This is a genomic window from Lewinellaceae bacterium, assembly GCA_020636105.1.
Classification (GTDB): domain Bacteria; phylum Bacteroidota; class Bacteroidia; order Chitinophagales; family Saprospiraceae; genus BCD1.
The window spans coordinates 1,357,693-1,372,927 of sequence record JACJYL010000001.1 but is presented as its reverse complement, the minus strand read 5'-3'; the positions used below and the strand labels follow the sequence as shown (position 1 = coordinate 1,372,927).

Here is a 15,235-nt window from a genome sequence, read left to right as displayed (position 1 = left end):
AAAGGATGGGGCCTAAAATCGGCATTTCAAAAAATGTTCGTTTGAAAAAAAGAGGCTAATCCCGATCAGGGATTAACCTCCACCAATGAAAATCGAACAATTTATACCGAACTAATAATGTCGTGTTTATTTTTTGTTATCACCTGTTCAAGTTATAACAAGGTTGAAGGACAGACGTACTCGGAAATTTTAAACTTGTTGGTCTTTTTCATTTCTTCAATTCCCCCGGCAACATCAATGAGATTGTTAAAACCCTGGGCTTTTAAAATGGAAGCAAAAATGACGGACCTGTTTCCGGTTCTGCAATATACATGGTACGTTTTTGATTTATCGATCTTTCCGGGAGCTTCCCAGTGATAATCGAGCGGTGCGTTAATCGCATTAAGAATGTGCTCGCTGTCGTATTCACTTTCTCTTCTCACATCGAGGAAGTTCACGTTTTCCAGTTGAGCCACTTCTTCAGGGGTAACTGACTGAATGGTGTCAATGGCTTTCCCTTCTTTTTTCCAGGCCTCAAAACCTCCATTGAGATATCCCAATACATTGTCAAAACCAACTCTTGCTAACCTGTCGAGCACTTCTTCCACTCTGCCTGGATAAGTTACGATCAATAATTTGGTATCTACATCTCTCAAAATGGTTCCCACCCAAACTGCAAAGTTGCTCTCAATGTCAATGTTAATGGAATTTGGAATAAACCCTTTGACAAACTCGGTGGAAGTTCTTGTATCCACAATAACCACGTGATCCTCGGCCGCTTTCGCCTCAAAGGCATTGGCTGACATTGGGTTGTTTTCCCGCTTTCTTACGTCATAGATACTGTCGGTGCCTTTTATATTACCGATGACCATGCTTGGAAAATAAGAGGGGGGCTCTTTGAGCCCAGTCAATAATTCTTTTACAAACTCATCTTCAGTCTGGTCAGGTCTGAGGGCGTAATTCGTCTTTTTCTGATTGCCAAGGGTATCTGTGGTTTCAGAACTCATATTTTTTCCACATGGGCTGCCGGCACCGTGGTTTGGATATACGATGATATCATCGGCCAAAGGCATTATTTTTTCTCTGAGTGAATGGTACAACATCCGGGCAAGTTTATCCTGGGTCAGGTCAGCGACCACCTTTTGAGCCAAGTCAGGTCTTCCCACATCACCAATAAACAAAGTGTCTCCGCTAAACAAACCCACCTCTTTTCCTTTTTCATCAGAAAGCAGCAGGCACATACTTTCTGTGGTATGGCCAGGGGTGTGAAGGAGTTTTAATTTCGCATCCCCCAGTTTGAATATTTCGTTATCTTTCCCGATGTGAGCATCATATCCGATAGGAGCTTCGGTAGGCCCAATCACAATGGTACCTCCGGTTTTTGCCGCCAAATCCTGATGCCCAGCCATGAAATCTGCATGGAAGTGAGAGAGGAAAATGTATTTGATCTTCGCATTGCCCTCCTGTGCTCTTTTAAGGTAATCCTCAATATCTCTTAAAGGATCAATTACCGCTGCTTCCCCATTACTTTCGATGTAATAAGCTGCTTCTGCCAGGCAGCCTGTATAAATTTGTTCTACTTTCATAGTTAAAAAAAAATTTATATGGTTAAGAATTAATATGAATATATGAAAGGTTATTCATGTTTAGTGAGTCAAAAGTAAATGAACTCTCTCAAAGTGTTGGTGACCTGGATCACCCAGGGGAGTGATTTTTGTCATTTTTTCGAATTTTACAGGGGAATAAAAAAAGCCGTGACTTCATTTGCATGAAGCACGGCTTAAATTATTTAGATAGCCAAATTATTCCAAACTAATTATTCAACAGAAATATTTCTGCTGGCTGTTCTGGTAAGGCCATTGTCATTTACTACCACACATTTCAGACTAATCGTTTTTCCAGAACTTCCTGCCGGAATCGTATAGTTAATGATCCGGTCTTCTGCTGAAGTTTCCTGACTATAACTAAGGGAATACGGCGTGGTGGAAGCGAGCGTTTCGGTTCCGTCAATGGACGCAAAAAGCTGGAATTCCTTGATCGGATCGATTGACCAATAGCGGATACCGAATTCTACAACGGCGCCTTCGGCAAATTTGCCACTGTCCGGCGTATTGTTGATGTAGGTGGACTGGATTACGGGATAATGTTTTCCTTCTGAGGTGACATTATCATCCAGCCAGTAAGTTTCTTTATAACATGAGCTCAGGCTTATACTTACAGTAACCAGGAGCACCAAAATTTTTATATTTTTCATAATCTGAGTTAAAATCATTGTTAATAATAGAAAATAAAAATGTGCAATTTTAAAATCTGCTAAATTCCTTCTTTAGACCAAATGCCACTTTTACATTTTACATTTTACATTTTACATTTTACATTTTACTGCTTGTCTCTCCACATGACTTCGGTGAAGTCCTTGGAAAAAGCGGCTTCATTTTCCTTATTCCGGGTGAGCTCCGTAGTCGGGTGTAATGCCCTTTGACCAGGCTCTGTGCGGCCGAGGTATTCCATGATGACAAATCCTTTAAAAATAGTATCATCAAAATGGTGCCGGCGAATATCGGTCCAGGACTCAGCATTCATAAATAGCGCGATCATTTTTTCTTTCATGATATGCTCCAGGTCGGTGGTTCCGCCAAGAGCTACCGCAGGGTCTTCCATATAAGCCGTTTTATCTCCTGAGGAAACCCCAAGCATATCCATATTTGCGCTGATGGCATCCATGTAAGCAGTGTAAGCTCTCCCTGCGTCAACATTTAGAGCTGCTTCGGCTTCGATCAATTTTAATTCAGCAAAAGACATCATGACGACGGGGGCATCCGCTTTTCCATACCAGGTGTTTTGGTCTATAGCCGTGGTATATGCAGGAGCCTCCTCATCATAACTCGCCAGTCCCATATATTCGGTTTCTCCAGCCTCCAGCCCCGCGATAAAAGGCAATCTTGGATCAGTGACCCCATAAGAAGCCCCATTCATCAGGTCGATCAGGAATTTGCCGTGAGTATAGGTAAAGTTACCCGTCAAATTGGCCAGGGCAACCCCGGTGTGAAGTGGGTTTTTATTTTCGCCCCCATTATAGTAAAAAGAAAAGTTATCATCGTTGGAGGTCATTCCCAAATCCACTTCTGTCAAAATAGCGTTCCAGTTTACAGAGGATTTATTGGACAAGTGGATCATGTAACGGGCTTTAAGAGAGTGAGCCAGGCGCACCCATTTATCGATACCTCCGCCATAAATCATATCATCCGAACCTGGTTCGTAGCCGGTGTTTTCTGATTCCAGGAACTGAATACCATCATTGAGGTAACTCATAGCAGCATTATACAATGATTCCTGGGTGTCGTAGGTAGGTTTCAATATCTCGGAACCTGCCAAAGCATTGCTAAACGGGGCATCCTCGTAAACATCAGCCAGCATGGCAATACTGACCGCCTGGATCACGTGGGCGATGCCGGCGTAGTGAGGTGATTTAAGTTCAGTAGCCAATTCATTTACCACATCGGCATTATTCAAAATCTTGAGATAAATCTCTTCCCAGGTACTTTCCATCCTGAATTCTGAATAATAACCAAAAACATGGTCGAGTTGATGCGTCACTCTTCCTGCCGTCAGCGCCGTTTTGTTATGCAGGTCGCTGGTCGATTCAAGAATCGTAGGCAGCAGGGATTCCAGGTTGGCTTCCCTGATTTGAGTCGGGTTCTCATTGACATTCAGAAACTCTTCACAACTCGTAGTGAAAAGCATGATAAATGCCAAAAGAGGAATGGATATATATTTTAATTTTTTCATTTTCTTCAATGTTTAATAATTAAAAGGTAAGGTTTACCGTGAAGTTATAACTCCTGGTTGCCGGAGTATTCAATCCGGTATAACCATAGATGTTGGAACCCGCTCCAAAGTAATTGATCTCCGGATCAAATCCCCTGAAAGGCGTATTCAGGTATAGGTTATTGGCCGTCAGCGTCAGGCGGATATCTTCAATGAATGTTTTATCCAGCAATTGCTTAGGCAACTGGTAACTCAGGCTCACATTTCTCAACCTGATCCAGGAAGATTCTTCCAGCAGGACATCTGCGGCCCCGTTATAACGACCTGAAGAGCGGTAAAAATCGTTTGGCGTCAGTTCAACCGACTTGGTGTTAGGTTCATAACCAATAACATTTCCTTCATTATCTTTAACTTCAACCACTCCGGTAAAGACAACTTCCTCCCATCTTCTGACGGTTTCTTCCAATTGCCCGCCCCTGATGCTGTTACGTTTACCAACATCATAGATATCTCCACCTTTTCTCCATTCCCAAAGCATGGAGAAGGTCAGTCCTTTGAACGTAAAATTGTTGTACCAGCTGGCCGTCCAGTCAGGCAACGCATTCCCAACGAGTTTTAAGGAATCGTACACAACAAAAGGATATCCATTGCCATCAATGATGAGCTGATCGTCAGCTGTCCGGGCATAAGCATAACCATATAAGTCCCCAACTTTGCCTCCTTCGACGTATTTGTTGGTGATTCCCTGCTGTTCATAAAGCGGTATTTCTCCGATGCCCTCGGCTATACTGATGACTTCCCCGCTGTTTTTGGACCAGTTAACGGTGCTGTTCCAGGTGAAGTTTTTGGTGCGGACAGGCACGAAATCCAACAGCAATTCGATGCCTTGTGTTTTGATCTCCCCGGCATTGGTCACGTATCTCGCAAACCCGGTAGTATTACTCACCGGAACAGACAAAATCATATCCGTTGCATTGGAGGTGTAATAAGAGAAATCGATCCCCACGCGGTTCTTTAAGAAACTCAATTCTGCCCCCACTTCAACATCTTTGGAAAACTCCGGGCTGAGGTTTACATCGCCAATAGTCGTTTGCAGCGTAAATCCAAGCACGTCTCCGAATGGGAAATTGCTGGCTTTGGTGTAATACTTACCCAACTGGTATGGTCCGGTGTCTTTACCTACCGTGGCGTAAGAACCACGGAGCTTAAACAGGTTGATAAAGTCAGGCATTTCCACCATATCCGATAAAATCCATGACATGGTAAAGGCCGGGAAGAAATAAGAATTATTGGCCGTAGGCAGGGCGGAAGAATGGTCATTTCTCACTGTCACGCCCAGGTAAAGCCAATCCTGATATCCCAATGAAACATCTCCGTAAAAAGCGTAGTTGCGGTATTGGCTGAAACCGTTGCTTTGGAAGAAGAATTTGGCGTTGTTCAGGTTGAAGAAATTCTGAATGGCAAATTCTTCTCCGCGAACGCTGACCCATTTGGTATCTTCAGCATAGATATAGTTACCGGCAAGTGCGGTCAGCGAAATATCATTTCCCAGTCGGTAATTGAATTTGGCAAACAGGTTAGAGGTCACTTTTTTAGTGTTCAGGCTTTGTTCCACCAGGAAACCTTTTACCTGGAATCCTTCGTCAGTTTCTTTATCGACGGTCCGGGTACGGGTATCATTATAGGAATCCTGCCCGATGATGTAATTCAATGAAATATTGTCATTGATCTTGTAACTCGCATTCACCGTAGTGATAAAACGATTCACATCATCGGTATATTTATCATTTTCTGCCAGGTAAAGCGGGTGGTCAATGATACCTTCAGCATAGTTTGACTGAAAATAATACGGCTTGGCATAGGACTTCATGTCCACTACATTGGGTACATAAGATAAGGTACTCATAATAGATTTATCCCCGACGTGAGGTTTATTGCCACCGGATTTGGTATATCTTACACTGGCTTCCACGTTGAGTTTTTTGGTCAACTGCATGCCTGAGCTGAGGCTAAAGTTCGTTTTTCCCCATTCAGAAAAAGGGGTGATCCCTTTATGATCAAACTGGTTGGCAGAAATGCGGTAAGTAAATTTGTCGTTTCCGTTGGAAACGGAAGCGCCATAACTCTGCTGATGGCCGGTTTCAAAAAAGTCTTCATAAATATTGCTGGTCGGGTTAGGCTGACCGTCGAAAACTTTTGCTCCGAAATTGTAAAAAATGTAGGAGGTAATTTCCGTGGTGGTACGATGGCCGTCAATAAAGGTGGTTTGTACATTAGGTGTTTTGTTTACATTTTCCCAACCGGTACTATAATGTACATTTACTTTAGGTTTGCCGGCTTCCCCTTTTTTAGTGGTGATAATGATGGCTCCGTTGGCGGCACGGATACCATAAAGGGCGGTGGCTGCTGCGCCTTTCAGAATGTTTACAGAAGCAATATCATCGATATTTAAATCTATGGCCCTGTTGCTTACGGTAGCCTGTGTACGTGAGGAAACGGCATTGGAGCCTGAACTTGGACTGATCGGTAAAACATCCGCTCCATCTCCCATTTCGACCCCGTCAATAATATAGAGGGGGCGTGTGCTCCGGCTCGGATCCAGAGAGTTGATACCGCGAATGACAATATCTGCTCCGGCTCCCGGAGTACCACTGGAAGTTTGAATGGCTACCCCTGGAACTTTTCCCTGCAGGGCGCTTACGAGGTTGGTTTGGCCGGTTTCTGAAATTTCTTCAGCACTGACCTGCTCAACGGAATATCCCAGCGCTTTCTTGTCGCGGGAAATACCGAGAGCGGTTACCACCACTTCGCCCAATGCCTCTCCTTCAATCAATTGAACATCAACGACGCTTCGACCGTTGACGGCAACTTCCTGATTGCTGAATCCGACGTAAGAAAAAACCAAGGTCGCATCTGCAGGAACATCCAGATAATATTTTCCATCAAAATCGGAGATGGCTCCGGTAGTGGTTCCTTTAACGGTGATGTTGACACCGATGAGTGGCTCCCCATCAGCAGCTGATGTTATGGTGCCTGTCACTTTCAAGTCTTGCGCAACTGCCTGCATTGCCATAAAGCAAAATGCCAGCAGGAATAGCGAAAGCGCTTTGTAACTGTTTGTCATAATAGGATTTTTTAGTGAATGAATAATAATATAGATAACCCGGATCATGGTGGTTCACGATCCTTTTTTGTGTTAAAAATGAAATGGTTTTGTTTGTATGATCAGGGATTATTTCCTGTTTGAATTTATCAACCCGAAATCCTTTACAGGGAATTTGATCATTGAATTAACTTACAGTTGATCAAAGTTAGATTAAAAGTTGCAGATTATTGCATTTTAATATGCAAAAAATGGCAAATAATTGAAGGGGTTAGCAATAATTTGCCTAAATTTATAGGCTATTATATGTAAATACCCATAGAGCGCCAAGCTTAAAATTTCTATGGTAAGGTCACGAATATGCTAAAAAAAGAAAGACAATCGCTCATTCTCAGGGAGGTGAACATTCACAATAAGGTATTGTTGACAGATATTAGTTCCAAGTTCAACGTTTCCGGCGATACTGTGCGTCGCGATCTGCAGGAGCTTTCAGATGCCGATAAAATCATTAAGGTAAGGGGAGGGGCGTTGTCGAAATCTTACCCGCTATATTCCTATAAAGAGCATGATATTTATGCCTATGAAGAAAAGACGATCATTGCGCAGAAAGCCATCAGCCTCATCAGGGATGGGATGCTTATTCTCATCAGCGGAGGATCCACGAACCTGGAAATTGCACGGTTATTACCAAAAGAAATGAAGGCTACTTTTGTAACCGTCAGCTTAACGACGGCAATGCAATTACAGGACCATCCGAATTGTGAAACCATCTTTATTGGAGGCCGTCTTTCTAAAACAGCGGGAATAAGCATAGGAGGGGACGTCATGAACCAACTTAGTGGCATTCGCGCCGATCTTTGTTTTATTGGTACCAATGCCATTGATGCCCAATTGGGGGTGACGGATTCAGATTGGGAAGTGGTCATCGTTAAAAAGGCCATGATCGAAGCCGCCGGTAAAGTTGCGCTGTTGTCTATTTCGGAAAAACTGAATACTTCCCAGAGACTGACCATTGCCCCTCTCGATAAATTAGATCTGCTGATCACCGAACTGGATGGTGATCATGAACTTTTGCTTCCGTATAAAAAAGCCGGTCTTGAGATAATGTAGTCTTGATATTTCGTAATTGTTTATCTTTGTGCCGAAAAAATAACGGATCGTAATGAATATTGTCAGACTTACAAAAGAGTTCGATTTTGAGGCGGCCCATGCCCTGGACGGTTATGGAGGTAAATGCAAGGATATTCACGGGCATTCTTATCACTTGCGTATAACAACTATTGGCACACCTATAAATAATAAAGAAAATCCTACCTGCGGGATGGTCATCGATTTTGCAGACCTCAAACAAATCGTCAAAAAACACATCCTTTCTGTTTTTGATCATTATCTTATACTGAGAAACGATTCCCGGTTCAAAGGCCTGGAGGATACTAACCCAAGGATAAGATATGTCGATTACCAGCCTACCTGTGAAAATATGCTGCTGGAAATTGTCTCGATCCTCAAAGCAAACCTGCCGGAAGAGATCAAACTGCATAATGCCTTGTTGCGGGAGACCGCTACCAGTTATGCCGAGTGGTATGCCGCGGATAACCGGGGATAAATTGTAAATGTAAAATCGACCGAAGGGAGATCCCGCCGAAAGGTAAACACGCAGTGTCGGGATGTAAAATGTAAAAGGGAGAGAGGAGGGGGGTTGAGTTTAGGGAAGCATTTTATTTTGGGCAAAAAAAAAACGGCAGTGAATTTCACTGCCGGTACTAATTTTCAAACTAACCAAAACCCTAAATCTTATTTATTTTATACTAATTGTATGCTTATTTGTTTGTGTTTGTTTAAGCAATAATAAGGTTCCCTGCTTAATTACGATGCAAAGATAAGGGGGGAATTAGTGGTGGTCTGTGATGCCTGTCACATAGTAGTTTTTTTTGAAAAAATCTTTTTTTGGAAGTTTCAGGTTAATTTACCCAAGGGCTTCGGGATGTTCCAATTTTCCTAAAAAAGGCCTTCTACATTGGAAACTGGACATTCGTTATTCTGCTGTTCTGTTGCTCTGATTTAGCCGTTATAAATTTTACCTTCCAAAATTCCAACCCGCTGACTTGCCGGCAGGCGATGCAGCCCGCAGAATTTCAAATATCCAATGTAAGTGGATAAAAAACGCCCAAAAATGTCACGTTTTAGGATTTCATTTCTTTAATAAATACAGGCTGCTGAATGTGACCTTTATTTTAATCATCAAATGAAAAAATTATGACTCAATAGATCTATGATTTGTAAGAAAGACTGATTTCATTCGCAATTATGATTTTAGAATTATGTGAAGCCCTTCCGAATACCCACACGGGAAATCATTTCGGAAATCAATTACTTCGCTCCGGTACTTCACCTGCTCTAAATTATTGGTCCTCCCTTTTAAAATCCCCATTTAAGGACTATAAGAAGCTTCCGTCGAAGAAAAGTGGCAGCAAATCCTTGGCCGTTTCCAATACATAAATGTCACCGCTTTCCCCTTGCATCAGGATTTTTATCTTATTCTTAAAGCGATCTTCTGTTTCAGAAAGCACTTGTCGGCAGGCGCCACAGGGAGCGGCAGGTATAGTGACGGGGTTGTTCTTATTTTTTACGGTTATCGCTATGGCTCTTACAGCCACCTCAGGAAATTCGCTTGTGGCAGCGGCGAGAGCTACCCGTTCGGCACAAAGGCACATGGAATAGGCGGCGTTTTCCTGGTTGGCCCCGGTGAGAATCTCGCCATTTTCAAGAAGCAGGGCTGCGCTTACTCTAAATTCAGAATAGGGGGAGTAACTCTTGACCAGTCCATCTTTTGCCTTTTGCAAAAGCACTTTCAATGTTTCGGGCAATTCCTCTATGGAGGGATATACTGCTATGGAAGTGGTCAGGGAAATATTCTTCATAAATTTATTTATTTATCCTGTAAAAATAAGGCTTGTGGTGCATCAAACCTAATTCCCGGTTTTTTCTGAAAAAATCATGGTTTAAATTAAAGAATTAGAGGCCTAAAATTTAAATTGCGCCTGCTAAATTATTAGCATGCCTTCAACCAATAAAACAGGTAAAACCATGAATAAAATTTTAATCATTGGGGCCGGTCGTTCGGCTACCGCGCTCATCAATTATCTCCTGGAACAGTCCGTTCTTCATCAGTGGTCCATCGTTCTGGCCGACACCGATCTTCAACTGGCTCAGAAAAAAGCTGGCCATCATCCCAATGCAGTGGCGGTTGAACTGGATATTCATAACATTGAAAACAGGCAAAAGTTTATTCAGGAGGCTGACCTAGTTGTCTCCATGCTTCCGGCTTTTTTACATATCGAGGTAGCCCGGGATTGCTTGGCCTTTAAAAAACATTTGATTACTGCTTCCTACGTCTCCAATGAAATGAGGGAACTGGGGGAAGAAGCCAGAAAAAACAACCTCATTTTCATGAGTGAGATCGGCCTGGATCCGGGCATCGACCACATGTCGGCCATGCAGATGATCGATGGCATAAAGGCAAAGGGAGGAAAGCTCAACGCTTTTTATTCCTACACCGGCGGACTGGTGGCACCTGAATCCGACGATAATCCCTGGCACTATAAATTCACCTGGAACCCCAGAAATGTCATTGTTGCCGGACAAACGACCGCTCAGTATCTCGAAAAGGGAAAGATTAAATTCATGCCCTACGACCGGCTGTTCCAGGAATACCTGCTGACCGAGGTACCTGGTTTGGGCACCTATGAAATTTACCCCAATCGCGATTCGCTTTCTTACCGTTCCATTTATGATTTGGAGGACATTCCCACCATTTACAGGGGCACCATGCGGACACGCGGTTTTTGCGACGCCTGGAACGCCCTGGTGAAAATAGGACTCACCGATGAAGGGTTTAACATAGAGCATTCAGACAAAATGACTTACCGGGAATTGCTGGAAGCCTTTGCCCGTCCGGGTGAGGCAAGCCTTGAAGATCGTATTGCCGAACTGGCCGGCGTTTCCAAAGATTCAAAAGTGATGGATCAACTGCGCTGGGCAGGATTGTTTGAAAATGAAAGGATAACTCGTAAGAACGCTTCCCCGGCCACCATCCTCGAGCACCTGCTCCTCGATAAATGGGCGCTCCAACCCGAGGACAAGGATATGATCATCATGAAACACGAGTTTGAGTACGCACTGGATGGTCAGGAAAAACACCTGTCTTCCACCCTGGTCATGAAAGGTGAAGACCAGGTAAATACGGCCATGGCCAAACTGGTGGGCCTCCCAATGGCTATTTTCGTAAAACTGGTGATGACGGGTAAGTTTAATCAGCCTGGGGTGCTTATTCCTGTGATGAAGGAGGCATATGATCCGGTATTGTCCGAACTGCGGGAGTTTGGAGTTGTTTTTGAGGAGGTGGAAGGGTAGGGGAATGCTTCCGAATGCATGAAATTTCTTCCGTGCATTCGGACTGAATTTTATTCTGCGATCATCACATAGAATTCTCCGTCGGTCAGGGAGGCTGTGCCCCCATTGCCATCATTTAGCGTACCGGAAAAGGTGCCCTTGGCACTGCCTCCTTTTTGATAATCCAGAGAGGTAAAGGTAATGGCTGAGTTTCCTAGTCCGGAATCATAGGTCTTGCTGGAATTAGGATTCAGGAAATAGACATCAGCATATTCAAGACCACCGCAAATCTTATCGAAACCATTACAGTCCCAGTCATTTTCATCAAAACTATAAGTGGTTTCACCGATTGTCAGGGAATCAGGGTGGCTGAATTCAATTGCTATGGTTTGAGCACGGGTTAACCCCGTGTTTTTTACCCCCGTGATGATAAAGAATTGTACATCGTCAAAGGAGGTGTCAATGACACCTGCCGCGCCAACGCTTTCAAAACTTACCCCATCAATTTTAAACACGATACTGCCCATGGCCAGTTCATTAGATTCGTCCTTGTGGCAGGCTGTGGAAACAAGAATGGCGATTAATGCAAACAGGGAGATTTTCAGGAGTGGTAATTTCATTGTTTAGAGGTTTTAAGTATGATAAATTTTTTCATTCCGATTTTAGGGAAATCTTCCCTTGTCCAAAACACCGAATTTACAAATTATTTTATTGCCGGAAGTGGTCTTCGGCAATAAACAGAACAATTTAGAGTCGTTCAAAATAATAACACTATAACATTTGAAGGTAAAGCCTTAGAATAGAGGAATGGATTATGGTGTGCAAAAGGATACACGGTGAGCCATCACACCAACAAATCAAACAACATTTTCTGGTCGTTCAACGTCTGGTAGTTGATCTTATGTGCCTCCATGCGGGCGATGAGACCTTCGTAGTCTTCCTTTTTTTGTACCTGTATACCAACGAGTGCCGGGCCTGCTTCCCTGTTGTGCTTTTTGGTGTATTCAAAATGGGTGATGTCGTCGGTGGGGCCGAGGACATCGTTGAGGAAATCGCGCAGCGCGCCGGCGCGTTGTGGGAACTTGATGACGAAGTAGTGCTTGAGGCCTTCATAAAATAAGGACCGTTCGCGAATCTCCTGGGTGCGCGTGATATCGTTGTTGCTACCACTGAGCACGCAGACTACGTTTTTACCTTTGATCTTATCAGCGTAAAAATCGAGGGCGGCAATGGTGAGGGCTCCGGCGGGTTCTACGACAATACCTTCCTCATTGTACAATTGTAAAATGGTGCTGCAAACTTTTCCTTCAGGAACGAGAATGATGTCATCTACTACTTTCTGCGCTATGGCGAGAGTGTGTTTGCCTACTTGCCGGACCGCTGCCCCGTCCACGAAACTGTCTATTTTATCGAGGATGATATTCTCTCCGGCTTCCAGCGATCTTTTCATGGCGGGCGCTCCTTCCGGTTCGACGCCTATGATCTTTGTATCGGGGCTCAATTGCTTGAAACAACTGCCCACACCCGATATCAACCCGCCACCGCCAATGGGCAAAAACAGGTAGTCAATGATGTCCGGGCAATCCTCGAGTATTTCCAGTCCAACCGTACCCTGTCCTTCGATGATCTTCCGGTGGTCAAAAGGAGGTACGAATACCATGTTTTGGGTTTCGGCTTCGGCGAGGGCGCGGGTATTGGCATCGTCAAAAGTATCGCCAAAAAGGATGATCTCTACGTGTTCCTTTCCAAAAAGTTTGACTTTATTGACCTTTTGTTTTGGGGTAACTTCGGGCATAAATATTTTGCCCTTTACTTTCAGTTTATGACAGGCAAAAGCCACGCCCTGGGCATGGTTGCCGGCACTTGCACAGACGATACCATTTTTCAGGGCTTCCTTACCCATTCCGGCCATCATGTTGTAGGCCCCACGAATTTTGTAAGAGCGTACCACCTGCAGATCCTCCCGCTTGAGCAGGATTCTGCACCCGAAGTGTTCCGAAAGGTTGTGATTAAACATCAAAGGGGTATGCTCTGCAACCCCTTTGATCCTGACTTTCGCCTTGTATAATCCTTCCACGGAAATCAATTCCGATAAAGGTTTGGCATTTGCTGACATATCGTCAATGGTCATTTACGAATGTTCAATATGATATTCATCATAAAATCAATTCCTTTCCGGGCGAAGGCTACGCACCACTTTTCCTGTCTGCCACATTTCGCTTTCGCGCAATTCGCGGAGTTCTTCTTCCAGCTTTTCACGGTAATCCGGCTGACTGTTGGAATCGATGGAACGCTGGGCTTCCTCGCCTGAGGCTACGCTGTCATACAGATCATTGAAAACGGGTTTTACCGCATCTCTGAATTTGTTTTTCCAGTCCAGGGCACCACGCTGAGCCGTAGTGGAACAATTGGCGTACATCCAGTCCATGCCATTTTCTGCCACCAGGGGCATCAAACTTTGGGTCAGTTCTTCCACGGTTTCATTAAAGGCCTCACTCGGGCTGTGGCCGCGCTCTCTGAGTACACTGTATTGCGCCTCGAAAATTCCCTGAACCGCCCCCATCAATGAACCGCGTTCACCGGTAAGGTCACTATAAACTTCACTTTTAAAAGTGGTTTCAAACAAATAACCTGAACCAATTCCGATTCCGATGGCAATGGTACGGTCTTTGGCGCGTCCAGTAGCATCCTGGAAAATGGCGTAACTGGAATTCAATCCACGACCTTCGACGAACATACGTCTGAGGCTGGTTCCTGAACCCTTAGGAGCTACCAAAAATACATCAATATCAGTCGGAGGAATGATGTTTGTTCTTTCTTTGTAAGTCACCCCAAATCCATGTGAAAAATAAAGGGCTTTTCCTGCGGTGAGATAAGGCTTGATGGTAGGCCATGCGGCAATTTGAGCGGCGTCTGAAAGCAGGTACATGATAATGGTCGCTTTTTCAGCGGCTTCCTCAATAGGGAACAAGGTTTCCCCGGGAACCCATCCGTCAGCAACGGCTTTATCCCATGATTTGGAAGGCTGGCGTTGCCCGATAATGACTTTAAACCCGTTATCGCGCAGGTTTTGTGCCTGGCCCGGGCCCTGTACACCATAACCTATGATCGCAATGATTTCGTCTTTTAATACTTCATGCGCTTTTTCGAGTGGAAACTCATCCCGCATGACCACATTTTCTTCAACACCTCCAAAATTCAGTTTTGCCATGATTTAACATTTTTTTCTTATGCTGTAATAGAAAATTTCAGGTAGATAATACCTGTACCTTATTTGCAAAGGCATGCAAAGTTAGTTTTTACCTCATTAATAAAAAGACGGCAGGGAATTTAAAAAATGGGTTTTTTCCGATTTGTAAAGGATTAAAAAGCGCCTGGTTAGGACAGGATAGGCTCTTTTTATTTATGTTTCAGCCTGCGGATTTCCAAAAATAAAACGCTGCCACCTGCCACCAACATGAGCAGGGCATGCCAATACCATGGGGTAGGTACTCTTCCGACTTCGAGGTAAACGGGGAGTTCAGGAAGCTGAACCTTTAAAGACTGGCTTTTATCCTTCTCAGGTTCCATTTTTCTTATCACTCCACGGAGGGTGGTTTCTCCTTTTGGGGCACAGTTATTTGCTTCCAGGCATTCCCAGATAAAACTATCGGTCCAGGCGACTATTGGAGCCATGGGTTTTTCTCCTTTCTCGTAGGCTTCGAGGCCTTTTTTGCTCAATACGGGATAAAGCACGAGTCCACCATCTTTTTCTTTGGTGCCCGGGGCGTGGATGAAGTCTCCTGATAACTGGGCATCGGTTATTTCGATAAAATCAGCGTCCCCCAGGCCGTTGGCTTCAATTTCATCCATGGTGAAGGAACGTAATTTGTGTGTTCCGAAATTGAGGGATACCACACTATTACAACTGTTGATAAAAACGACAATGCATGCGAGAATGAATAGGAATCTAAATAACATTTTCTGGTTACTTGTTGCTGGTTACTGGTTACT

The 15,235-nt window shown here is 44.1% G+C and carries 12 protein-coding genes; 3 read left to right on the top strand and 9 right to left on the bottom strand.

Features of this window, described 5'->3' with window-relative positions:
* Nucleotides 1-152 precede the first annotated feature (152 nt).
* The 4 genes from H6571_05075 to H6571_05060 all read right to left on the bottom strand — a co-directional run bounded on the left by H6571_05075 (nt 153) and on the right by H6571_05060 (nt 6,871).
* Nucleotides 153-1,565 carry an MBL fold metallo-hydrolase gene (locus H6571_05075; GenBank protein MCB9323097.1) on the bottom strand — a complete coding sequence of 471 codons (1,413 nt, stop codon included), beginning with the start codon at nt 1,563-1,565 and terminating at the stop codon, nt 153-155.
* Nucleotides 1,566-1,795: 230 nt separating this feature from the next.
* Complete coding sequence (locus H6571_05070; GenBank protein ID MCB9323096.1) at nt 1,796-2,233, bottom strand: hypothetical protein; 438 nt, start codon at nt 2,231-2,233, stop codon at nt 1,796-1,798.
* A gap of 125 nt (nt 2,234-2,358) precedes the next feature.
* Nucleotides 2,359-3,768, bottom strand: coding sequence for a SusD/RagB family nutrient-binding outer membrane lipoprotein (locus H6571_05065; GenBank protein ID MCB9323095.1), 1,410 nt, complete (start codon nt 3,766-3,768; stop codon nt 2,359-2,361).
* 19 nt (nt 3,769-3,787) lie between these two features.
* Nucleotides 3,788-6,871, bottom strand: a complete 3,084-nt coding sequence (locus tag H6571_05060) for a SusC/RagA family TonB-linked outer membrane protein (GenBank protein MCB9323094.1) — start codon at nt 6,869-6,871, stop codon at nt 3,788-3,790.
* A gap of 339 nt (nt 6,872-7,210) precedes the next feature.
* On the opposite strand from H6571_05060, the gene H6571_05055 reads away from it, so the two are divergent.
* Both H6571_05055 and H6571_05050 read left to right on the top strand, forming a co-directional pair.
* Complete coding sequence (locus tag H6571_05055; GenBank protein MCB9323093.1) at nt 7,211-7,960, top strand: DeoR/GlpR transcriptional regulator; 750 nt, start codon at nt 7,211-7,213, stop codon at nt 7,958-7,960.
* Nucleotides 7,961-8,012: 52 nt separating this feature from the next.
* A complete protein-coding gene (locus H6571_05050; protein MCB9323092.1) occupies nt 8,013-8,456 on the top strand; it encodes a 6-carboxytetrahydropterin synthase in 444 nt (147 codons plus the stop codon).
* Between the two features lie 832 nt (nt 8,457-9,288).
* Here the strand turns inward: H6571_05050 and cdd are convergent.
* Nucleotides 9,289-9,771 (bottom strand): cytidine deaminase, encoded by a 483-nt coding sequence (cdd, locus tag H6571_05045; GenBank protein MCB9323091.1) that lies wholly within the window; start codon nt 9,769-9,771, stop codon nt 9,289-9,291.
* Between the two features lie 166 nt (nt 9,772-9,937).
* Here cdd and H6571_05040 point away from each other — a divergent pair, with 166 nt between their 5' ends.
* Nucleotides 9,938-11,263, top strand: a complete 1,326-nt coding sequence (locus H6571_05040) for a saccharopine dehydrogenase NADP-binding domain-containing protein (protein ID MCB9323090.1) — start codon at nt 9,938-9,940, stop codon at nt 11,261-11,263.
* Nucleotides 11,264-11,313: 50 nt separating this feature from the next.
* Here the strand turns inward: H6571_05040 and H6571_05035 are convergent, their stop codons facing one another.
* The 4 genes from H6571_05035 to H6571_05020 all read right to left on the bottom strand — a co-directional run bounded on the left by H6571_05035 (nt 11,314) and on the right by H6571_05020 (nt 15,202).
* Nucleotides 11,314-11,862, bottom strand: coding sequence for a hypothetical protein (locus H6571_05035; GenBank protein MCB9323089.1), 549 nt, complete (start codon nt 11,860-11,862; stop codon nt 11,314-11,316).
* Between the two features lie 224 nt (nt 11,863-12,086).
* Nucleotides 12,087-13,358, bottom strand: coding sequence for a threonine ammonia-lyase (gene ilvA, locus H6571_05030; protein ID MCB9323088.1), 1,272 nt, complete (start codon nt 13,356-13,358; stop codon nt 12,087-12,089).
* Nucleotides 13,359-13,406: 48 nt separating this feature from the next.
* The gene (gene ilvC, locus H6571_05025) at nt 13,407-14,453 is read right to left on the bottom strand and encodes a ketol-acid reductoisomerase (protein MCB9323087.1); all 1,047 of its coding nucleotides are present in this window, start codon (nt 14,451-14,453) and stop codon (nt 13,407-13,409) included.
* 188 nt (nt 14,454-14,641) lie between these two features.
* The gene (locus H6571_05020) at nt 14,642-15,202 is read right to left on the bottom strand and encodes a hypothetical protein (protein ID MCB9323086.1); all 561 of its coding nucleotides are present in this window, start codon (nt 15,200-15,202) and stop codon (nt 14,642-14,644) included.
* Between the last annotated feature and the right edge of the window lie 33 nt (nt 15,203-15,235).